Raw genomic sequence first — 22075 nt, 5'->3', positions numbered from 1 at the left:
GGCCCGCGGGCCCCCCGCCCGGCAGGCCCACCGCACAACGGCACTCAGGCTTTGGAGAGCACTCATGATCGGAACGGAACTCCACACCCAGGTCGAGGCGTTGGAGACCCACGCGCCCGCGGTCCACCGGCTGGTCGACCCCGCGCGCGTCGCGCGCCAGGCGGGGCGGGAGGCCGGGCGGGCGCGGCCGGCCGACGCCTTCGGCGCCGCCAGCGGCGGCGGGCGCGGGGAGAGCTACATCGCCGCGCAGCGCGCCCTCCACACCCGCAGGCACGGCATCACCCAGCTGCTGGACCTGCTCACCGCCGACCACCCCGCGCCGTCGCCCGTCGTGCTCGACCTGCTGGGCGGCGACGGCCTGGTCGCCAAGGTGGTCGCCGAGTGGGACGAGCCCCGGCCCACGATCGTGACCTGCGACGCCTCCCCGTTCATGGTGGAGGCCGCCTGGGCGGACGGGGTACCGGCGCTGCGGCAGCGGGCCGAGGAGATGCTCTTCCGCGACGCCTCGGTGGACGGCGTGCTGCTCGCCTACGGCAGTCACCACCTCTCCCGCGAGCAGCGGGGCGCCGCGGCCCGCGAGGCGTTCCGGGTGCTCGGTGCAGGCGGCGCGTTCGTGCTGCACGACTTCCTGACGGGCTCGCCGATGGACACCTGGTTCGCCAAGGTCGTCGACGCCTACTCGCGGACGGGCCACGACCACGAGCACTTCGACCGCGCGGAGACCGAGGGCTATCTGCGTGATGCCGGCTTCGCCGACGTCCGGCTGACGCTGCTCGACGACCCGTTCGTCGCCACCGGCGCCAGCCGCCGGGAGGCCGAACTGGCCCTGGGCGCCTACCTGGTGAACATGTACGGCCTCGTGGAGCTGGTCGCCGAGCACGGCGAGCGGACCGCGCACGCCCGCGCCTTCGAGCTGGCCGCCGACATCTTCCGCTACGAGCGGCCGGACGGCGGCACCTGGGAGATCCGCACCGTTCCGGACGAGGAACGCGGCACCTGGACCACCACCATGCCCCGGGAGGCGCTGGTCGCCGTCGGCCGCAGGCCCTGACCCGCCCCCGCACGGAACGCCGACGGCAGCCGCCGTCGACCCGGCAGAAGGATACGGAGAACGATGGACCGACACGAGGCGGACGCGCGGCACGAGCCGCCGACGATGCCCGCGCTGTGGGCGCGCGCGCTGGCGCGCGACCCCGAGGCGACCGCCCTGGTCAGCGGCGAAGAACGCGTCAGCTACCGGGAGTTGGACCGGCGCGCGCGGGCCCTGGCGCGCCGACTGCGCGCGGCGGGCGCGGGCCGGGGGCGGATCGTGGGCGTCTGCGCCCGCCGCCCCGAGGAGATGGTCGCCGGGCTGCTGGGCGTCGTCCTGGCGGGCGCCGCCTACCAGCCGCTCGACCCCGACTACCCGACCGAACGGCTGCGGTTCCTGCTGGCGGACAGCGGCGCCCCGCTGGTGGTCACCGGCTCCGACGCGCCGCCCCCGGCCGTCGAGGGCGTGGCCACCGTCCCCCTCGACGCCGCGGCCGACACCGAGCCCGAGACCGCGGGCCCGGACGACGCGGCCGACGCCGCGGGCCCGGACGACGCGGCCTATCTGATCCACACCTCCGGCTCCACGGGACGCCCCAAGGGCGCGCTGGTCGCCCACCGTTCGGTCGCCGCGCTCGCCGCCGCGCTGCCGGCGGCGCTGCCGGAACGGGTCACCCGCCCGGGTGCCACCACCCTGCTCACCTCGTCGTTCTCCTTCGACACCACGGTCAAGTCGCTGCTGCTGCTCTTCTCCGGGGTCACGCTGCGGCTGCTTCCCGAGGAGCGGCGGCGCGACCTGGCGGAGGTGGCGCGCGCGGTGCGGGAGGACCGGGTGGACTCCCTGCTGGCCACCCCGACCCAGCTGTGGCCGCTGCTGGAGTCGGGCGCCCTGGACGGCGCGCGGGACCATCCCGTGCACGTCCTGGTGGGCGGCGAGGCGATCGGCGCCGAGCTGTGGGCGAGGCTGCGGGACACCCCGGGCGTCGGCGCCACCAACCACTACGGCCCCGCCGAGTGCACGGTGAACGTCACCGTGGCCCCGGTGGAGGGCGAACACCCCGTGCTGGGCGCACCGTTGGGCGACAGCCGGCTCCACGTGCTGGACGGACTGCTGGCGCCGGTTGCCGAGGGCGCGGTGGGCGAGCTGTATGTCGCGGGCACCTGCGTCTCCCTCGGCTACCTGGGCAGGCCGGCCCTGACCTCGGGGCGCTTCGTCGCCGACCCGTTCGACGGCTCGGGCGGGCGGATGTACCGCACCGGGGACCTGGTGCGCCGACGCGGGGACGGCGCGCTGGAGTTCGTGGGGCGCGCGGACCACCAGGTCAAGATCCGCGGCTTCCGGGTGGAGCCGGGCGAGGTGGAGGCGGCGCTGGCCGCCCACCCCGCGGTGCGCGAATGCGCCGTGCTGGCCTCGGCGGAGGCGGACGGCACCCGGCTGGTCGCCCATGTGACGGTCACCGACGACGCTCCCTGGCCGGTGGCCAGGGAGTTGCGGGGCCATCTGGCCGGCCTGCTGCCCGACTACCTGCTGCCCGCCGCCTTCCTGGTGCTGGAGCGGATGCCGCTGGACCCGAACGGCAAGCTGGACCGGGCCGCGCTGCCCGCCCCCGGGGACCCGAGGGCGGAGCTCGCCGACCAGTTCGTCGCGCCAAGGACCCCGCTGGAGGAACGCGTCGCGGCGATCTGGACCAAGATCCTGGGCCTGGACGAGGTCGGCGTCCTGGACAACTTCTTCGAGCTGGGCGGGCACTCGCTGCGCGCCGCGCAGGTCATCTCGCGGGTGCGCAACGAACTCGACGCCGACCTGACGCTGCGCCACCTGATCGAGGCGCCGACCATCGCCGAGCTGGCCGAGCGCGTCGCCACCGCCGACCCGGCCCCGCCGCCCATCACCCGCCGCCGGTCGGCCGCCGGCCCCGACGGCGGGTAGCGGGAGGGGCGTTGAGCGAGAAAGGGCCGTCGCACGCGGGAGGGCCGTCCCACGCGGGAGGGCCGTGGAACAGCGACCGCGCCGGCTCAGCCGACCGCGCCGGCTCAGCCGACCGCGCCGGCTCAGCCGGCGGCGCCGGCGGGCAGCGCGGCGCGCAGCAGCGCGGCGGCGCCGGACCAGTCGAGGTCGCCGACGAGCCCCGGCACGTCGGCCCCGCAGGCGGCCAGCTTGGTGGCGAGGTCGGCCGCCGTCGGCGGGCGCCCCGGCGCGCCGGGCGGCAGGTCGAGCACCGCCTCCCGGCGGGTGCCGTCGGCGAGTTCGACCGACAGCCGGGTCTCGCCGTCGAGCAGCCCGCCGCCGCCCTCGACCAGCCGCACCTCGGTGCGGTCCATCAGCGCGGCGGCGGCCGGACGGCCCACCGCCGCGTCGGTGAAGCTGCCGAAGCCGGGCGCCTGGTCCAGCAGGGTGGCCGCGAGGGCGTACTCCATGCTGAGCCTGCCCTCCGCCCCGGACGTCGGCCGATGGCTGATCAGCGGACCCACCGTGCTGGTCAGCGTGGTGACCCGCACCCGTTCCACCGGGGCGGCGAGGGGCTCCTCAGCCAGCAGCCGCCGCACCGCGCCGATGGGCCGCTGCAACGAGTAGCAGCAGGGGAAGAGCTTGATCGCCAGCCCGCCGGGGACGGCGGGACCCGCACACTCCACGGCCGCCGCGTCGCCCCCGACCAGGGCGAGCCACTGGTCGAGCGCCGTCGGGTCGGCGTCGGCCCCGGCGGCGACCAGGCGCGCGGCCCGCACCCCGGCGGCGGCGGCGAAGCCCACCTGGAGGGGCTTGGCCGACGTGCCGAAGGCGTTGCGCACCCCGCCCGCCGCCGGCACCGCCAGCGCCATGGCGGCGGCCACGCCCTCCGGGCCGAGCCCCAGCGCCAGCGCCGCCCCGGCGGCGGCGGCCGGGGCGCCCGCGGTGCAGGTGGCGTGCCACCCGCTGGTGTAGTGCGCCCAGCCAAGCGCCGTGCCCAGCCGGGCCATCACGCCCGCCGCCCCCAGATAGGCCCGCGCGTCGCCCCCGGTGGCGAGCACGGCCGGCACGCAGACCGCGCTGACGTGGCTCGTGGAGGGCATGTGCACGTCGTCGAAGCTCAGCACGTGGGCCAGCGCCGCCCAGCGCGCCTCCTCGGGCAGCGGCGCCACCAGCGGCACCAGCGGGTCCTCGCGGGCGGCCAGCGTCACGGCCACCGTGTCGTGGAGGGAACGCCGCGCCAACGCGAGGTCCTCCTCGGTCGGCGCCAACTCCTCGGCCCACAGGGCAAGTCGCTCCGCGATGCTCGTCATGGCGCGATCCTAGGTCGCCCCCCTCACGCCGGGACAGGCCCCGGAAGGCCGGCCCGGCGGTGCCCCCGCTCTCGTCCCACCCACCTCTCACAGGGAGTCAGCTCATGAACACCAACGGGGCCAAGCCACTGCTCGCCGTCGTGTACGACCTGGGCGCCGTCGATCCCGTGCGGATCTCGTCGGCGGCCCGCCCGCTGTGCGACGTGGTCTTCGTCCTCGACCGGGGCAGCGCCTACGTGGACCGCGCGGCCGAGGGCATCGCCCAGTACGCGCGGACCGTGGACGTCACCGGGCTCGACGGGGCCGAGGCCGCCCGCCGGGTCGCCGCCCTCGGCATCGCCGGCGTGCTGACGTTCAGCGAGTACCGGCTGGGGCTCACCTCGCTGATCGCCGAGGCGGCCGGCGTTCCCTTCCACTCGCCCGACACCGTGCGCGGCCTGACCGACAAGTTCGAACAGCGGCGGAGGCTGACCGCCTCCGGCGTCCAGGCCACCGGCTGCGTGGTGGTCCGCGACCCGGCCGGGGCCGAGGCCGCGGCCGAGGAGGTCGGGCTGCCGGCCGTGGTCAAGCCCCGCACCGGCGCGGGCAGCGTGGACACCTGCCGGGCGGAGACCGCCGCCGAGGCGGGCGCGGCCGTCGCGGCGTTCCTGCGGGACGGCGGCGCGGCCGAGTTCGTCGTGGAGGAGATGCTGGTCGGCGACCCGACGGCGGCCGGCGCCGGCCTCGGCGACTATGTCTCCGTGGAGTCGGTGCACTGCGGCGATCAGATCCAGACGGTGTGCGTCACGGGCAAGTTCGCGCTGGCCGACCCGTTCCGGGAGACCGGCTACTTCATGCCGTCCACCGTCCCCGACGCGCTGGCCGCCGAGATCGTCGACGTGGAGCGACGCGCGCTGCGCGCCCTCGGCGTCGACCACGGCATCACCCACACCGAGGTCAAGCTCACCCCGGAGGGACCCCGGGTGATCGAGGTCAACGGCCGCCTCGGCGGCTACGTCGGCGAGATCCTGCAACGGGCCGCCGGCATCGACCTGGTACGCACCGCCGTGCGCCTGGCGCTGGGCGAGAAGCTCACCGTCCCCAGGCCGCGCTGGCGCCAGGTCGCCTACCAGTACTTCCTCGCGCCGCCCGCCGGCGTCGAGGAGCTGGTCTCGTTGACCGGTGTCGAGGAGGTGAACGAGGTGGACGGCGTGCACTACCTCGACCTCCACACCGAGCCTGGCTCGCGCGTGCACTGGCGCGCCGGCACCCGCGCCCACCTCGGCATCGTCTACGGGTCGGCCCCGGACCACGACCGGATGCGCGCCGCGCTGAAGGAGATCGACACCCGGCTGAGGCCCGTCTACCGCTGAGCCGCCCCGGCGCCGCGGGGCACGGCCTCACGGGAGCAGCCGGTGCCGGGCGGCGGCCGCGACCGCGGCCGCCCTGGTGTGGACGCCCAACTTGGCGTAGACCCGGCCCAGATGGGTCTTCACCGTGCCCTCGCTCAGAAACAGCGCGCGGGCGATCTCCCGGTTGCCGAGCCCCTCGGCGAGACGGGCCAGCACCTCGCGTTCGCGGGCGGTGAGCGAGGGCCCCGGGGCGCGGAGCCGGGAGACCACCCGGCCGGCCACCGCCCCGGAGAGGGCGGCGCGGCCGGCGGCGGCGTCCCGCACCGCGGCGAACAGGCGCTCCGGCGGCTCGGCCTTCAGCAGATACCCGGTGGCGCCGGCCGCGACGGCCCGCTCGATGTCGGCGTCGGTGTCGAACATGGTGAGCACCAGGACCCGCGGCGGGGCGTGACCGTCGGGCGCCCGCCCGGGCCCGGTCAGCCGACGGGTCGCGGTCACGCCGTCCATTCCCCCGCCCAGTTGCAGGTCCATGAGCACCACGTCCGGTCGCAGGGCCGCGGCCATGTCCAGCGCCGCCTCGCCGCCGCCGGCCTCCCCGACGACGTCGATGCCGTCCGCGCTGGAGAGCAGGGCCCGCAGCCCGGCGCGGACCACGGCGTGGTCGTCGCAGAGCAGCACCCGGACGGCGGGGCCCCGGGCGCCGGGCGTCACGGCGTTCCCCCCACGACCCCTTCGGAGGGCCCCTCCACCGGGCCCCCGGCGCCGCCCGCCGCGACCGGCACCGACAGCGTGACCACCGTGCCCGCGCCCGGCGCCGAGTCGACGGTCAGCACGCCGCCGGCCCGCCGGGCGCGCGTCCGCATCCCCGGGATGCCGTGCCCGCGCCTCGCGCGGGCGCCCCGGGCCGGCGCGCTGGCCACGTCGAAGCCGCGCCCGTCGTCGGCGATGTCCACCGTCGTCCGGTCCGCCAGGCAGGTCAGGGTGACGACGGCCCGCCGCGCCCCGGCGTGCTCCCGCGCGTTGGCCAACGCCTGCTGCGTCACCCGCAGCAGCGCCGTCGCGCCAGGACCCGGCGGCACCACCGCGGCCCCGGGCTCCGCGTCCAGCCGGAACTCGACGGCCGGCCCCGGCGGCGCCTCCCGCTCGACGAGCGCCCGCAGCGCCTGGACGAGGGAGTCCTCGGCGAGGTCGAGCGGGGCCAGGTCGCGGACGAACCGGCGCACCTCGGCCAGCCCCCGGTCCGCCATCGCGGCGGCCTCCCGCACGTGCGCGTGGGCGGTGTCGGGGGCGGAGTGCCAGCGCCGTTCCGCCGCCTGGAGCAGCATCCGCTGGCTGGACAGGCTCTGGGCGAGGATGTCGTGGATCTCGGCCGAGAGCCGTTCCCGTTCTGCCAGGACGCCGGCCCCCCGCTCGGTGACGGCCAACTCCTGCCGGGTCCGCACCAGTTCGTCGATCAGCTCGCGCTGGCGTCCGGTCAGCCGCCGGCTGTGCACGAGAACGGCCGTGGCGACCGCGCCGAGCGCGAGCGGGGCGATGACCAGGTTCGGGTTGAAGTCGCCGGTGGACACCCGCACCTCGGTCACGACCACGAGCACCACGAGCCCGGCCGCGAGGGACGCCGCCATCCGCACGGGCAGCCGGTGCAGCCCCGTGAAGAGCAGGGGCATGGTGCACCACGTGGCGCTCGGTTCAAGCACGAGCAGCACCAGCCACACCCCGATCACCAGTGCGAGCCAGCACAGATGGCGCACGGTGGGACGCTCGCCGAGCCGGGGGCCGGGCGCCCTCAGCCGCCCGACCAGATAGACCAGCCCGAAGACCAGAAACAGCGCCAGCACCCATCCGCTCCTGGCACCGCCGTCCGCGTCGTGCGTCAGATAGCGGGCCACGGCGCCGCCCAGCAGCAGCACGAACGCGGCGTCCAGGGCGCCGGCCAGCCAGCGCGCGTCGGGATCGTCCTCCGCGCGGTCGCGTCCCGTGCGGTCCTCACCCACTCGTTCCTCCTGCCACTCGCTCGCCTCCCACGTGTACCGGGCGCGCCTCGAACCCACATCATCCGATCAGCCGACATCGGCATGGCCCGGCGGGACCGGAAGAGCCGACCGCGCGCCTGACGTGCGGGACGGCGCCGGCCGTGAGACTTGTGGAGACAGGTTCCCGAGGAAGCCCCCAGGAAGAACGAGCCAGCCATGTCGAAGAAGTCCACGGTCGGGAAGTCCACGGTCGAGCGGCCGAAGGCCGGGAAGCCGGGGACCGCGAAGTCCGCGGTCGGGAAGTCGAGGATCGGGAGGTCCGCGGCCGAGAAGCTCAAGGCCAACCGTGCCTCCCTCGGCCACCGCCTGGCCTACGCGCTGCGCCACCCCGGCCGGGTGCCGCGCCATCTGCGCCGCACCGTCCGCGACGCCTGGCTGTGGCGCCGTTCCGCGGACCATGTCGCCTACTACCGCGCGGTGATGCGCTCGGACACCCGCCGCGACCCGGACCTGGCCGTGGGCGGGCGCAGCCGGGAGCGGTGGCTGGCGCTTGGGCAGATGCAGTTCGACTACCTGGTCCGCCACGGGCTCCGCCCGGAGCACCGGCTCCTGGAGATCGGCTGCGGCAACCTGCGCGCCGGCTGGCGGTTCATCGAGTACCTGGAGCCCGGCCACTACTACGGCGTCGACATCTCCCCCGACATCCTCTTCGCCGCGCAGGACACCCTCCAGGACCAGGGCCTCCAGGAACGGCTGCCGACGCTGACGCCCGTGCGGGACCTGAGACTGGGATTCCTGCCGGACGGGGCGTTCGACGTGGTGCACGCGCACAGCGTCTTCTCCCACTCGCCGCTGTCGGTGATCGAGGAGTGCTTCGCCCACGTCGGCCGCCTCCTGGCACCGGGCGGCTGGTTCGACTTCACCTTCGACCGCACGGAGGGCGAGGAACACCACGTGCTGCGCGAGGACTTCTACTACCGCACCGAGACCCTCACCGCCCTCGCGGCCGACCACGGCCTCACGGCCCGCTTCATGGACGACTGGGAGGCCCTCCCGCACGGCCAGTCCAAGATCCGCGTGACGCACGCCCCGACGCCGGGGTGACCCCCCGCGCCGCCGGGGCGCCCGCCGCGACGCGCTTACGCCGAACCGGACTTGCGTCGACCCGGCTCGCGGGCCCACCGCGCGGACCAGGCCCTGACCCCCGCGCCCCCACGCGTGGGGGCGCGGCGAACACGGAACAACGAGAGAGGGCGGGAGTCGGTGAGACCGACTCCCGCCCTCTGCTGCGGTGTACGCACTGGTCAGCGGTACGTTCACGCTGTCCTTTGTGGAAGTGCCCCCGGCAGGATTCGAACCTGCGCACACGGCTCCGGAGGCCGTTGCTCTATCCCCTGAGCTACGGGGGCGCTTGGCGCCTTGGGCGGCGACGAAGAGAACACTACCAGCTCGGCCGGGGTGTCTCGCACCGGTTGTTTCCGCACGTGGGTGCGGAGGCAGGTACTCCCGGGTAGAAGTTGCCGGAAAGGCCGGACGGCGGCGGTGGTACGCGCTTACGCTGGCTTCGTGCCAGGCGCTCCCGGCCGGGTGCTGGTGGTGGACGACAGCCAGGTCATCCGGCAGCTGATCAGGGTCAATCTCGAACTTGACGGGTTCGAGGTCATGACCGCCTGCGACGGCGCCGAGTGCCTGGAGCGGGTGCATCGGTTCCGACCGGACGTGATCACTCTCGACCTGGCGATGCCCAGGCTCGACGGACTCGGCACCGTCGACCGGCTGCGGCTGGACCGCAGGACGCGGCACATCCCGTTGCTGCTGGTGTCGGCGAGCGTCGACCCCCGGCCGCCGGGCGCCGGGCCGCCGCCCTGGGGCGCGCGGGGCCCGTTCGAGGGGGACGTCGACGGGGGCGATCCGGACGCGCCGCCCGGCGGCGGCATCGACGCCGTGTTGAGCAAGCCGTTCGAGCCCGCCGAACTGGTCGGCCTGGTCAAGCGGTTCTGCGCCGAGGGGCGGCGGCGGGTCGTCCAGTTGGTGAAACCGCTGGCCGAGTGCGCCCCCGCCTCTCGTACGCTTGCCCCGTGACGCCGACCCAGCTCTCCCACGCCGTGCTGCGCTCCGTGCGCGACGCGGTGGACGGTGGTGAGCTGCGGGTCGCCGCGCTGCCGGAACGGGTCGGGTTGCGGCGCCCGCCCCGGCACGTGGGCGCCCATGTCTGGTCGACCGGGATCGCGCTGCGGCTGGCCGGCCCCGCGGGACTGCCCGCGCCCGAGGTCGCCGCGCTGCTGCGGCGGCGGCTGGCCGACGAGCCCGGCGTCGCCGACGTCGACGTGACCGGCGGCGGCTTCCTGACCATCGCGCTGGCCGCCGACTCCGACGTCGCCCTGTTGCGCGCCGCTCTCGCCGCCCCGCCGGCCCCGGGCCACCCCGACGACCCGGCCTCGGACGCCGCCCGCTGGGCGGCCGTCGCCGGCGGCGACCCGGCCGGCGGGCTGCTGGTCCAGCGCGAGGAGAACCCGCTCTTCCTGGTGCGGTACGCCCGCGCCCGCTGCGCCGGCCTGGTCCGCGCGGGCGCGGACCTCGGCGTGGTCGCCGACCCCGGCGCCGCCCCGTTCGAACTGCCCGCCGAGCGCGAGCTGTTGACGGCGCTCGGCGACGGCGGTCGCCCCGCCGCCCGGCTGACCGCGATCGCCGACGCCCTGCTGACCGTCGAGGCCGCCCGCCCCACGCTCCCGAGGGGAGACGAGAAACCCGGGGCCGTCCACCGCGCCCGGCTGGCCCTCGCCCAGGCCGCCGGGACGGTGCTCGCCGACGGCCTGACCGCCCTGGGCGTCAGCGCCCCCGAGCGGCTGTGAACCCTCCGGGCCACCCCCGAAACGAGGCGCCGGCCGCCAGATCCGAGGAAGACCGAGGAAAGTCACCCCATGAGTCGTTCCGCCCACCCCGCAGGCCCCCGCCATGCCGACGTGCTGCCCGAAGGCCACTATTCTGCACCCCCGGTCGACCTCAATGCCCTGGACCCCAAGGTCTGGGCACGCACCGTGCACCGTGGCGCCGACGGCGTCGTGACCGTCGGCGGGATCGACGTCCGCGCGCTGGCCGAAGAGTTCGGCACCCCCGCGTTCGTGCTCGACGAGGCCGACTTCCGCGCCCGCTGCCGCGCCTGGCGCGACGCGTTCGCGCCGGACGCGGACGTGTTCTACGCGGGCAAGGCGTTCCTCTCCCGCGCCGTGGTCCGCTGGCTGCGCGAGGAGGGGCTGAACCTGGACGTCTGCACCGGGGGCGAGCTGGCGACCGCGCTGGCCGGCGGGATGCCGCCGGAGCGCGTCGCGCTGCACGGCAACAACAAGTCGGTCGCCGAGATCGAGCGCGCGGTCGCGGCCGGGGTCGGCCGGGTGGTGCTCGACTCGTTCCAGGAGATCGAGCGGGTCGCCGAGGTGGCCGGCCGGCACGGGGTGCGCCAGCGCGTGCAGATCCGGGTGACGGTCGGTGTCGAGGCGCACACCCACGAGTTCATCGCGACCGCGCACGAGGACCAGAAGTTCGGCCTGGCCCTCGCCGACGGCACCGCGCTGGAGGCGGTGCGCCGCGTGCTGGCCGCCGACAGCCTCGAACTGGTCGGGCTGCACTCCCACATCGGCTCGCAGATCTTCGACATGGCCGGCTTCGAGGTCTCCGCCCGCCGGGTCGTCGGGCTGCTGCGCGAGATCCGGGACCGGCACGGCGTCGAGCTGCCCGAGATCGACCTCGGCGGCGGCCTCGGCATCGCCTACACCCCCGACGACGACCCGGCCGAGCCGCACCAGATCGCCAAGGCGCTGTGGGACATCGTCCACCGCGAGTGCGAGGCGGCCGGTCTCGCGCTGCCGCGCCTGTCGGTGGAGCCGGGGCGCGCGGTGGTGGGGCCGACGGCGTTCACGCTCTACGAGGTGGGCACGGTCAAGCCGTTGGAGGGCCTGCGCACCTATGTGAGCGTCGACGGCGGGATGTCGGACAACATCAGGACCGCGCTCTACGACGCCGAGTACTCGGTGGCGCTGGTCTCCCGGGCCTCGGCGGCGCCGCCGCTGCTGGTGCGCGTGGTCGGCAAGCACTGCGAGAGCGGTGACATCGTGGTCAGGGACGCGTATCTGCCCTCCGACGTGGCGCCGGGTGACCTGATCGCGGTGCCGGCGACCGGCGCCTACTGCCGGTCGATGGCCAGCAACTACAACCACACCCCGCGCCCGCCGGTGGTCGCGGTGGCCGGGGGGATGGCGGGTCTGCTGATCCGCAGGGAGACGGAGGAGGACCTGTTGCGGCTGGACGTGGGGTGAGACGGGCGGTCGCCCGCCGCCGGTGGGCGACCACTCCCCGGTTGATCACGTCCGCATGGTGAACGTGGCGGGGCGGCACGGCCCCGGTACGTGAGACTGGTAGTTCCGAGTGAGCTGAAAGGCTGGTCGAATGGTGCGCACTCGCTCGTCGCGTCCGCTGAGGGTGGCGCTGCTAGGCTGCGGCGTGGTCGGCTCGCAGGTGGCCCGGCTGATGCTGACGCAGGCGGACGACCTCGCGGCCCGCGTCGGGGCCCCCGTCGAGCTGGCCGGGGTCGCGGTGCGCCGCCCGGACCGGGCGCGCGAGACGGTGCCGCCGGAGCTGGTCACCACGGACGCGGCGGGGCTGGTGGCCTCGGGCGACATCGACGTGGTGGTCGAGCTGATCGGGGGCATCGAGCCGGCCCGGACGCTCATCGACAGTGCCTTCGCGCACGGTGCGAGCGTGGTCACGGCCAACAAGGCGCTGCTCGCCCAGGACGGCCCCGCGCGCTACGCGGAGGCCGAACGCCACGGCGCCGACCTGTACTTCGAGGCGGCGGTCGCCGGCGCCATCCCGCTGCTGCGCCCGCTGCGCGAGTCGCTGGCGGGCGACCGGGTCAACCGGGTGCTGGGCATCGTCAACGGCACGACCAACTTCATCCTGGACCGGATGGAGTCCACCGGCGCCGGCTACGGCGAGGCGCTCGCCGAGGCGTCGGCGCTCGGCTACGCGGAGGCCGACCCGACGGCCGACGTGGAGGGCTTCGACGCGGCGGCGAAGGCGGCGATCCTGGCCGGCATCGCGTTCCACTCGCGGGTCAGCCTGGACGAGGTGCACCGCGAGGGGATCACCGAGATCACCGCCTCGGACATCGCCAGCGCCCGCGCGATGGGCCGCACCGTCAAGTTGCTGGCCATCTGCGAGCGGTCCCAGGACGGACGCTCGGTGACCGCCCGGGTGCACCCGGCGATGATCCCGCTCAGCCACCCGCTGGCCTCGGTGCGCGAGGCGTACAACGCGGTCTTCGTCGAGGCGGACTCGGCGGGCCAGCTGATGTTCTACGGTCCGGGCGCCGGCGGGGCGCCCACCGCGTCGGCCGTTCTCGGCGACCTGGTCGCCGCCTGCCGCAACAAGCTCAACGGGGGCCGCGGGCCCGGGGAGTCGGCCTACGCGCGGCTGCCGGTCCGCCCGATGGGCGAGGTGGTCACCCGGTACCACATCAGCCTGGACGTGATGGACAAACCGGGTGTGCTGGCCCAGTGCGCGACGGTCTTCGCCGACCACGGGGTCTCCATCGACACGGTCCGGCAGAGCGGCAAGGACGGCGAGGCGGAGCTGGTCGTCGTCACCCACCGGGCGCCGGACGCGGCGCTCAGCGCGACCGTCGAGGCGCTGCGCGGGCTGGACACGGTGCACGGTGTGGCCAGCATCATGTACGTCGAGGGTGAGTGAACGCCGGTACCGTGCACAGCGCAATCCACCCCACGGGAAGCCTTCCCCGGGGCGAGCAGAAGGAATGAGATGGGCATGAACGCATCCACCCGCGCCAACGGGCAGTGGCGCGGCGTGATCGAGGAGTACCGCGACCGGCTCCCGGTGACCGGGCGGACGCCCGTCGTCACCCTGGGCGAGGGCGGGACCCCGCTGGTCGCGGCGGAGACGCTCTCCGAGCGCACCGGGTGCGAGGTGTACCTCAAGGTGGAGGGCGCGAACCCGACCGGTTCCTTCAAGGACCGCGGGATGACCATGGCCATCTCGCACGCGAAGGAGGCCGGGGCCCAGGCGGTGATCTGCGCCTCCACCGGCAACACCTCCGCCTCGGCCGCCGCCTACGCGGTGCGCGCCGGGATGGTCTGCGCGGTGCTCGTGCCGCAGGGCAAGATCGCGCTGGGCAAGATGGGTCAGGCGCTGGTCCACGGCTCCCGCATCCTCCAGGTCGACGGCAACTTCGACGACTGCCTGACGCTGGCCCGCGGCCTGTCGGAGAAGTACCCGGTGGCGCTGGTCAACTCGGTCAACCCCGCGCGCATCGAGGGCCAGAAGACCGCCGCGTTCGAGGTCGTCGACCGGCTCGGCGACGCCCCCGACATCCACGTGCTGCCGGTGGGCAACGCGGGCAACATCACGGCCTACTGGAAGGGTTACGGCGAGTACGCGGCCGGGGGCCCCGCCACCCGCACCCCCCGGATGTGGGGCTTCCAGGCCAGCGGCGCCGCCCCGATCGTGCGCGGCGAGCCGGTGAAGGACCCGACCACCATCGCCACCGCGATCCGCATCGGCAACCCCGCCTCCTGGACGCAGGCCGAGGCGGCGCGGGACGCGTCCGACGGCTTCATCGACGAGGTGACCGACCGTCAGATCCTCTCCGCGTACCGGTTGTTGGCCTCTCGGGAGGGCGTCTTCGTGGAGCCCGCCTCGGCCGCTTCGGTCGCCGGGCTGCTGAAGACGGCCGAGGCCGGCGGGCTGGACCGCGGGCAGCGCGTGGTGTGCACGGTCACCGGCAACGGGCTGAAGGACCCCGACTGGGCGGTGGCCGGCGCGCCCCGGCCCATCGTGGTCCCGGTGGACGCCGACGCCGCCGCCGAGCGCCTCGGCCTGGCCTGACGCGCCGGCACACCGTGGTCCGCGACACCTGACGGCCCTGTATCGCGTCTGAACCTTCCTTCGATAGGCTGGTATTCGTCCCGGAGTGGTAAGCCGCTCGTGGCCTCCGCGCCCGAGTGGTCCACAGTCCGATACGCGCCGTCGTGTACTCCCGCGTGCCGCGTGTCCGCAGGGGACACGCGCCGCACATCTCACCAAGGAGAGTCATCGAGCGATGGCCCATCCCGCCTTCCGCGCCGCCGCGGTCCGCGTCCGCGTGCCCGCCACCAGCGCCAACCTCGGCCCCGGCTTCGACGCCCTGGGCCTGGCGCTCGGGCTCTACGACGACGTGGTGGTGCGGGTCGCCGACTCCGGGCTGCACCTGGACATCGCGGGGGAGGGCGCCGACTCCGTCCCGCGCGACGAATCCAACCTGCTGGTCCGCACGTTGCGCACCGCGTTCGACGCGCTCGGCGGGCAGCCGAGGGGACTTGAGATCGTCTGCGCCAACCGCGTCCCGCACGGGCGCGGCCTCGGCTCCTCCTCGGCGGCGATCTGCGCCGGGCTGGTCGCCGCGCGGGCCGTGACGACCGGCGGCGAGGCGAAGTTGGACGATGTCGCGCTGCTGGAGCTGGCCTCCGAGATCGAGGGCCACCCGGACAACGTGGCGGCCTGCCTGCTCGGCGGATTCACCCTGGCCTGGGGCGAGTCGGGGGCGGTGCGCGCCATCCGGATGGAGCCGGCGGCGACCGTGGTCCCGCTGGTGTTCGTGCCGGCGCGCCCGCTCGCCACCGAGACCGCGCGCGGGCTGCTGCCGCGCGCCGTTCCGCACGCCGACGCGGCGGCCAACGCGGGCCGCGCGGCGCTGCTCGTCGAGGCGCTGACCAGGCGCCCCGAGCTGCTGCTTCCCGCCACCGAGGACCGGCTCCACCAGGACTACCGCGCGCCGGCGATGCCGGAGAGCATGGAGCTGGTGGGGCGGCTGCGCGCCGAGGGCGTGCCGGCGGTCATCTCGGGCGCCGGGCCGACGGTGCTGGCGCTCGCCGACGAGGGGCAGGTCGACAAGAGCGCGCTGCTGGCCGGCGAGGGCTGGACGGCCAACCGACTTTCCCTGGACACCGCGGGCGCCTCCGTGCTCCCGCTGGCCGGGGCCGCCGCGTGAGGCGCCCGTGCGGCGCCGGGCGCGCGGCGGACGGGCACGTCCGCGCATACGCCGGCGTGCCCGGGGAAACGCACGTGAAGAACCGCGGAGAGGGGGAATGAAGGCAGTATCCGGTAGTGTTAATCTCAAGTCCGCACGTACCGTTCTGTCGGGCGTCACACAGAATGCGTGCGGAATCCGGGTTCCGCTTCATGGGACCGATCTTCTTCCGGGAGCCTCCCTCATCTGCCTGAGCAGCCTGCCTGGTAGCGCCGAGCACGCTCCGGAACCGGTGCGCCGGTTCGACGGTTCAACGTTTCTTCGACGTGTCTCGTCGATCCCCGCGTACCACCACGCATTGATCTTCCGCCGTGATCGAACAGGCGGGTTTACCGCACCGGCCGGACCTCAGCGAAGGGGCCGCAGCCGGACAGCACGACCGGTCGCCGAGCCAGACAGGCCGACGTCCGCTCCAGGGAAGGACCCTTAGTGAGCGACACCACCGATCTGATGGGCGTGAGTGCCGACAGCGCCGACAAGACTTCCGGTGCTGCCACCGCGTCCGCCACGGACGCTCCCGCCGCCTCCGCCGCTCCCCGCCGCCGGCGTTCTGGTACCGGCCTCGACGGGATGGTCCTGGCTGAATTGCAGCAGGTCGCCTCCCAGCTCGGGATCAGGGGCACCGCGCGGATGCGCAAGAGCCAGTTGATCGAGGTGATCAAGGAGAAGCAGGCCGCCGGCTCCGGCGGCCAGGCCGCGGAGCGGAGCGAGCCCGCCCCGGCCGAGAAGCCGAAGCGCCGCAGCACCTCCCGGGCCCGCACGGGCGAGGAGGGCCAGATCGAGATCCCCGGTCAGCCCGCCGAGAACCAGCCCGAGGCGCCGAAGGCCGCCAGGACCGCCGAGGCCAAGGCCCCCGCCGAGCCGGCCGAGAAGGAGCGCCGCGCGTCCCGCGCCTCCGAGGGCAAGGGCGAGAACGCCAGGTCCGAGTCCGCCGGCAACGACGGCAAGGGCGGCGACGGCAAGGGCAACGAGGGCAAGGGCGGCGACGGCGGCCGGAACGACGGCGGCAAGGGCGAGGGCGCCTCCGACCGCCAGGGCAAGCGCGAGCGCCGCGGCAAGGGCGACCGCCAGGGCCAGAACAACCAGGGCGGCGACCGCCAGGGCGGTCAGAACAACCAGGGCGGCGGCCGCAACCGCGACAAGGACGGCGGCAGGGACCGCGACAACAACCGCGACGACGACTTCGAGGGCGGCCGCCGCGGCCGCCGCGGCCGCTACCGCGACCGCAGGGGCCGTCGCGGGCGCGACGAGGTCGTCGAGCCGCAGATCAACGACGACGACGTGCTGATCCCCGTCGCCGGGATCCTCGACATCCTCGACAACTACGCGTTCGTGCGCACCTCCGGCTATCTGCCGGGCCCCAACGACGTGTACGTCTCGCTGGCCCAGGTCCGCAAGAACGGCCTGCGCAAGGGCGACCACGTGACCGGCGCGGTGCGGCAGCCGCGTGACGGCGAGCGCCGGGAGAAGTTCAACGCCCTGGTGCGGCTGGACTCGGTCAACGGGATGAGCGTCGACACCGGCCGCGGCCGGCCCGAGTTCAACAAGCTCACCCCGCTCTACCCGCAGGAGCGGCTGCGGCTGGAGACCGACCCCAGCGCGCTGCTGACCCGGATCATCGACCTGATCACCCCGATCGGCAAGGGCCAGCGCGGCCTGATCGTGGCGCCGCCGCGCACCGGCAAGACCACGATCATGCAGTCGATCGCCAACGCCATCACGACGAACAACCCCGAGTGCCACCTGATGGTCGTCCTGGTCGACGAGCGTCCGGAAGAGGTCACCGACGTGCAGCGCGCGGTCAAGGGCGAGGTCATCTCCTCGACCTTCGACCGGCCTTCCGAGGACCACACCACCATCGCCGAGCTGGCCATCGAGCGGGCGAAGCGGCTGGTGGAGCTGGGGCACGACGTGGTGGTGCTGCTCGACAACCTCACCCGCCTCGGCCGCGCCTACAACCTGGCGGCCCCGGCCTCCGGGCGCATCCTCTCCGGCGGTGTGGACTCCGCGGCGCTCTACCCGCCGAAGAAGTTCTTCGGCGCCGCCCGGAACATCGAGGACGGCGGCTCGCTGACCATCCTGGCCACCGCGCTGGTCGAGACCGGTTCGCGCATGGACGAGGTGATCTTCGAGGAGTTCAAGGGCACCGGCAACATGGAGCTGAAGCTCGACCGGAAGCTCGCCGAGAAGCGGATCTTCCCCGCCGTGGACGTGGACGCCTCCGCGACCCGCAAGGAGGAGATCCTGATGGGCTCCGAGGAGCTGGCCGTGGTCTGGAAGCTCCGCCGGGTGCTGCACGCCCTCGACCAGCAGCAGGCCATGGAGCTGCTGCTGGACCGGATGAAGAAGACCAAGTCCAACGCCGAGTTCCTGATGCAGATCCAGAAGACGACGCCGACCCCGGGCAACGGGGACTGACCGGCCGCTCTCCGGGGACGCTCACGGGCCGGTGCCTCCGTTCCCCGCCGCACGACGGCGGGGAACGGAGGCACCGGCCCCGTCCGTGCGTGGCCCGGCCCTCCCGGGGCCGGGGAGCGTTTCCCGGCATAACAGGGCACAATGGCTGAATGGTCCCTCCAATGGGTGAGGGGTCCGAGGCGGTCTCCGGCCAGGAGGAGCCGCCCGGCCGCCCGCCGTCAGCGTCCCGTCGCCGCCGCCTGATCCGGGTGGCGCTGGTGGGCGTCGTCGCCCTCGCCGTCCTGCTCGGCGCCGCCGGCACCGTGCTCTACTTCAAGCTCGACGGCAACATCTCCCAGATAGACATCGAGGAGGCCCTCGGCGGGGACCGCCCGGAGGACAGCGACAACGGCTCGACGGACGTCCTGGTCCTTGGCTCCGACACCAGGACCGGCGAGAACGGCTCCTTCGGCGGCGACGACCCGGACGGCGAGGCCCGCTCCGACACGGCGATGATCCTGCACGTCAACGAGGACCACGACGCGGCCACCGTCGTCTCCATCCCCCGGGACACCATCGTGCCGCGGCCCGCGTGCGAACGGGTCGACGGCGAAGGCGAGGCCCCCGCGGTGGAGCGCACCATGTTCAACGAGGCGTACGGCGTCGGCGGGCCGGTCTGCGCGGTCAAGACGGTCGAGGCGATGACCGGGCTGCGGATGGACCACTTCCTCGAAGTGGACTTCGCCGGCTTCGAGCGGCTGGTCGACGCGCTGGGCGGGGTGGAGGTCACCACCAGCGAGGCGATCGAGGACAGCGACAGCCATCTGCGGCTGTCCGCCGGCACCCACACCCTCAGCGGCCGCGAGTCGCTGGCGCTGGTGCGCACGAGAAAGGCGGTGGGAGACGGCAGCGACCTCGGCCGCATCCAGCTCCAGCAGTCGTTTCTGCGCTCCCTGATGACCCAGGTCGACGGCGTGGACCTGATGGGCAACCCGAAGCGGCTCTACGACCTCGCCGACACGGCGACCTCGGCGCTCACCACGGACTCCGACCTGGCCTCGGTCCGCAAGCTCGTCGACTTCACCCGCACCCTGGGGGACGTGGGCCCCGACGCGACGCAGATGGTGACGCTGCCCGTCGGCTACGACCCCGCCGACCCCAACCGGGTCGCCCCGCTGACCGAGCAGTCCCGGCAGGTCTGGGACGCGCTGCGCGAGGACCGCCCGGTGCCCCGCTCGGCGATCCGCGACTCGGCGGCGGAGGAGGGCGGCGCCGACGACGTCATCCTGCGGGGCTGAGCGGGTGGGCGCCGTCGGTGCGGGGTGGCGGTGGTGGGCTGTCGTCCTCGGCCCGGTGGTGGGTTGCTCGCGCGGTTCCCCGCGCCCCTTGACTGCCGGTGGGCGGTTTTCGGGGGCGCGGGGAACCGCGCGGTGCATTCGTGGCGGGGGGCGGCCGACTGCTCACGTGCACGGCCCGGGTGGGTGGTCGCGCCCGAGCCTCGGCAGGGAATAACCGCTTCGTCGACCCCGTTTTGGTCGACACGTGCCAGTGCTGGCAGACTGGAGCGTCGGTCCCGGTTCACGGCGCGCATTCCGCGCGCCGACCCGGCGGCCCTCCCGAACCCTAGGAGAAGCCTTGAAGCGCGACATTCACCCGGAGTACGTCGAGACCCAGGTCAGCTGCACCTGCGGCGCGTCGTTCACCACCCGCAGCACCGTCGGCGGCGGCAGCATCCGCGCCGACATCTGCTCGGAGTGCCACCCCTTCTACACCGGTAAGCAGAAGATCCTCGACACCGGTGGTCGGGTGGCCAGGTTCGAGGCGCGCTTCGGCAAGAACGCCGGGTCGAACCGCAAGTAGCGACCCCGTCGGCGTCGGCCGGCCGCTTCTGCACCACGGCGGCCGGACCGGCGCCTTTCGCGTCCCCACCCCCGGTCCCACACTCCAGGAGCGACCCACCATGTTCGAGGCGGTCGAGGAACTGATCGGCGAGCACGCCGACCTCGAACGACGGCTCGCCGACCCCTCGGTCCACGCGGACCAGGCGGCCGTCCGCCGCTACGGCCGGCGCTACGCCGAGCTGACCCCGATCGTCCGCAGCTACCGGCAGTGGCTGGCGACCGGCGAGGACATCGAGACCGCCCGCGAACTCGCGGCCGAGGACCCGGAGTTCGCCGCCGAGCTGAAGAGCCTCTCGGCCCGCAGGGAGGAGCTGACCGACGAGCTGCGGTTGCTGCTCGTGCCCCGCGACCCGAGTGACGACAAGGACGTCATCCTGGAGATCAAGGCGGGCGAGGGCGGCGACGAGTCCGCGCTGTTCGCCGGCGACCTGCTGCGGATGTATCTGCGCTACGCCGAACGCGTCGGCTGGCAGACGGAGTTGATCGACGGCAACGAGTCTGACCTCGGCGGCTACAAGGACGTCTCGGTCGCGGTGAAGGCGAAGGGCACCCCCGAGCCGGGACAGGGCGTGTGGGCCCGGCTGAAGTACGAGGGCGGGGTGCACCGCGTGCAGCGCGTGCCGGCGACCGAGTCGCAGGGCCGCATCCACACCTCGGCGGCCGGCGTGCTGGTGCTGCCCGAGGCCGAGGACGTCGACGTGGAGATCAACCAGAACGACCTGCGGGTCGACGTCTACCGCTCCTCGGGGCCCGGCGGGCAGTCGGTGAACACCACGGACTCCGCCGTCCGCCTCACCCACCTGCCGACCGGCATCGTGGTCTCCTGCCAGAACGAGAAGAGCCAGCTCCAGAACAAGGAGCAGGCGCTGCGCATCCTGCGCGCCCGGCTGCTCGCCGCCGCCCAGGAGGAGGCCGACCGCGAGGCGTCCGACGCGCGCCGCAGCCAGGTGCGGACCGTGGACCGTTCGGAGCGGGTACGGACCTACAACTACCCGGAGAACCGGATCTCCGACCACCGGGTGGGTTACAAGGCGTATAACCTCGACCGCGTGCTCGACGGCGAGCTGGACGCGGTGATCCAGGCCTGCGTGGACGCCGACTCGGCGGCCAAGCTGGCCGCCGCGCAGTGAACGTAGGGTGGGCGATGTGACTGCTTCTTTCGGTTCCTCCGGTTCCGGGGCCGGGGCTTCCGAGTCCGGGGCGTCGGCCCCCGCGCCGGCGGGCGGCCCGCAGCCCCCGGCCGGCGGACGCTCCGTGCTGCTGGCCGAGGTGGCCAGGGCGACGCAGCGACTCGCGGACGCCGGCGTGCCCTCGCCGCGGTTCGACGCCGAGGAGCTCGCGGCGCACGTGCACGGCACGGAGCGGTCGCGGCTGCACTCGGTCGCCGACGCCGAGTTCGACGCCCGCTACTGGGAGGCGGTGGCCCGCCGGGAGGCGCGGGAGCCGCTCCAGCACATCACCGGCCGCGCGTTCTTCCGCTACCTCGAACTCCAGGTGGGCCCGGGCGTCTTCGTGCCCAGGCCGGAGACGGAGTCGGTGGTCGGCTGGGCGATAGACGCGGTCCGCGCGATGGACGTGGCCGAGCCGCTGATCGTCGACCTCTGCACGGGCTCGGGCGCGATCGCGCTGGCCCTGGCGCAGGAGGTGCCGCGTTCCCGGGTGCACGCCGTCGAACTGGACGAACGCGCGCTGGTCTGGGCCCGCAGAAACGTCGAGGGCAGCAGGGTGGTGCTCCACCACGGCGACGCCCGGGAGGCGCTGCCCGAGCTGACCGGCCAGGTCGACCTGGTGATCTCCAACCCGCCCTACATCCCGCTCGGCGAGTGGGAGCACGTGGCGCCCGAGGCGCGGGACCACGACCCGGAGCTGGCGCTGTTCTCCGGCGAGGACGGGCTGGACACCATCCGGGGGCTCGAACGGGCGGCACGCCGGCTGCTGCGGCCCGGCGGGATGATGGTCGTGGAGCACGCCGACACCCAGGGCGGGCAGGTCCCGTGGATCTTCACCGAGGACCGTGGCTGGGCCGACGCGGCCGACCACCCGGACCTCAACAACCGCCCGCGGTTCGCCACCGCGCGGCGGGTGGCCCGATGACCTGCGGTCGCG

The 22075-nt window shown here is 74.4% G+C and carries 18 protein-coding genes and 1 tRNA gene; 15 read left to right on the top strand and 4 right to left on the bottom strand.

The window, feature by feature from the left end:
* Positions 1-64 precede the first annotated feature (64 nt).
* Positions 65-1051, top strand: coding sequence for a class I SAM-dependent methyltransferase (locus CRP51_RS03160; protein ID WP_097229359.1), 987 nt, complete (start codon positions 65-67; stop codon positions 1049-1051).
* Positions 1052-1114: 63 nt separating this feature from the next.
* Positions 1115-2959, top strand: coding sequence for a non-ribosomal peptide synthetase (locus CRP51_RS03155; protein ID WP_097229358.1), 1845 nt, complete (start codon positions 1115-1117; stop codon positions 2957-2959).
* A 122-nt stretch (positions 2960-3081) separates the two neighbouring features.
* Here CRP51_RS03155 and CRP51_RS03150 read toward each other — a convergent pair whose 3' ends face one another.
* Entirely contained in the window at positions 3082-4290 is a 1209-nt protein-coding gene (locus CRP51_RS03150; protein WP_097229357.1) for an MmgE/PrpD family protein, read from the bottom strand.
* A gap of 104 nt (positions 4291-4394) precedes the next feature.
* Here CRP51_RS03150 and CRP51_RS03145 point away from each other — a divergent pair, with 104 nt between their 5' ends.
* The gene (locus CRP51_RS03145; protein WP_097229356.1) at positions 4395-5642 is read left to right on the top strand and encodes an ATP-grasp domain-containing protein; all 1248 of its coding nucleotides are present in this window, start codon (positions 4395-4397) and stop codon (positions 5640-5642) included.
* Positions 5643-5669: 27 nt separating this feature from the next.
* Here CRP51_RS03145 and CRP51_RS03140 read toward each other — a convergent pair whose 3' ends face one another.
* Together CRP51_RS03140 and CRP51_RS03135 are read right to left on the bottom strand one after the other, a co-directional pair.
* Positions 5670-6332 (bottom strand): response regulator, encoded by a 663-nt coding sequence (locus tag CRP51_RS03140; protein WP_097229355.1) that lies wholly within the window; start codon positions 6330-6332, stop codon positions 5670-5672.
* On the bottom strand, positions 6329-7615 hold the full coding sequence (locus tag CRP51_RS03135; RefSeq protein ID WP_097229354.1) for a sensor histidine kinase: 1287 nt from the start codon (positions 7613-7615) through the stop codon (positions 6329-6331). Before CRP51_RS03135 ends, CRP51_RS03140 begins: the two co-directional genes overlap by 4 nt.
* Positions 7616-7810: 195 nt before the next feature.
* Here CRP51_RS03135 and CRP51_RS03130 point away from each other — a divergent pair, with 195 nt between their 5' ends.
* Positions 7811-8698 (top strand): class I SAM-dependent methyltransferase, encoded by an 888-nt coding sequence (locus CRP51_RS03130; RefSeq protein ID WP_097229353.1) that lies wholly within the window; start codon positions 7811-7813, stop codon positions 8696-8698.
* 233 nt (positions 8699-8931) lie between these two features.
* On the opposite strand, the gene CRP51_RS03125 is transcribed toward CRP51_RS03130, so the two are convergent.
* A tRNA-Arg gene (locus CRP51_RS03125) sits at positions 8932-9003 on the bottom strand.
* A 157-nt stretch (positions 9004-9160) separates the two neighbouring features.
* Between CRP51_RS03125 and CRP51_RS03120 the strand changes: the two genes are divergently transcribed.
* The 11 genes from CRP51_RS03120 to prmC all read left to right on the top strand — a co-directional run bounded on the left by CRP51_RS03120 (position 9161) and on the right by prmC (position 22063).
* Complete coding sequence (locus CRP51_RS03120) at positions 9161-9676, top strand: response regulator (RefSeq protein WP_097229352.1); 516 nt, start codon at positions 9161-9163, stop codon at positions 9674-9676.
* Positions 9673-10446: a DALR anticodon-binding domain-containing protein gene (locus CRP51_RS03115; RefSeq protein WP_097229351.1), complete on the top strand. Its 774-nt coding sequence runs from the start codon at positions 9673-9675 to the stop codon at positions 10444-10446. Before CRP51_RS03120 ends, CRP51_RS03115 begins: the two co-directional genes overlap by 4 nt.
* Positions 10447-10515: 69 nt before the next feature.
* Positions 10516-11907, top strand: coding sequence for a diaminopimelate decarboxylase (lysA, locus tag CRP51_RS03110; RefSeq protein WP_097229350.1), 1392 nt, complete (start codon positions 10516-10518; stop codon positions 11905-11907).
* Between the two features lie 130 nt (positions 11908-12037).
* Positions 12038-13339, top strand: a complete 1302-nt coding sequence (locus CRP51_RS03105; protein ID WP_097229349.1) for a homoserine dehydrogenase — start codon at positions 12038-12040, stop codon at positions 13337-13339.
* 69 nt (positions 13340-13408) lie between these two features.
* Positions 13409-14491 (top strand): threonine synthase, encoded by a 1083-nt coding sequence (gene thrC, locus CRP51_RS03100; RefSeq protein ID WP_170970409.1) that lies wholly within the window; start codon positions 13409-13411, stop codon positions 14489-14491.
* A 214-nt stretch (positions 14492-14705) separates the two neighbouring features.
* The gene (gene thrB, locus CRP51_RS03095; RefSeq protein WP_097229348.1) at positions 14706-15632 is read left to right on the top strand and encodes a homoserine kinase; all 927 of its coding nucleotides are present in this window, start codon (positions 14706-14708) and stop codon (positions 15630-15632) included.
* Positions 15633-16100: 468 nt separating this feature from the next.
* Positions 16101-18089, top strand: coding sequence for a transcription termination factor Rho (gene rho, locus CRP51_RS03090; protein ID WP_097229347.1), 1989 nt, complete (start codon positions 16101-16103; stop codon positions 18087-18089).
* Between the two features lie 161 nt (positions 18090-18250).
* The gene (locus CRP51_RS03085) at positions 18251-19366 is read left to right on the top strand and encodes an LCP family protein (protein ID WP_099459281.1); all 1116 of its coding nucleotides are present in this window, start codon (positions 18251-18253) and stop codon (positions 19364-19366) included.
* 337 nt (positions 19367-19703) lie between these two features.
* Positions 19704-19928, top strand: a complete 225-nt coding sequence (gene rpmE / locus CRP51_RS03080; protein ID WP_097229345.1) for a 50S ribosomal protein L31 — start codon at positions 19704-19706, stop codon at positions 19926-19928.
* Positions 19929-20028: 100 nt separating this feature from the next.
* Complete coding sequence (gene prfA, locus CRP51_RS03075) at positions 20029-21099, top strand: peptide chain release factor 1 (protein WP_097229344.1); 1071 nt, start codon at positions 20029-20031, stop codon at positions 21097-21099.
* Positions 21100-21223: 124 nt separating this feature from the next.
* Positions 21224-22063: a peptide chain release factor N(5)-glutamine methyltransferase gene (gene prmC, locus CRP51_RS03070; protein WP_097229343.1), complete on the top strand. Its 840-nt coding sequence runs from the start codon at positions 21224-21226 to the stop codon at positions 22061-22063.
* The last annotated feature ends 12 nt before the right edge of the window (positions 22064-22075 follow it).

It is taken from the genome of Streptomyces zhaozhouensis, assembly GCF_900230195.1.
In the GTDB taxonomy this organism is placed as follows: domain Bacteria; phylum Actinomycetota; class Actinomycetes; order Streptomycetales; family Streptomycetaceae; genus Streptomyces; species Streptomyces zhaozhouensis.
This window is presented reverse-complemented; position numbering and strand designations above follow the sequence as displayed.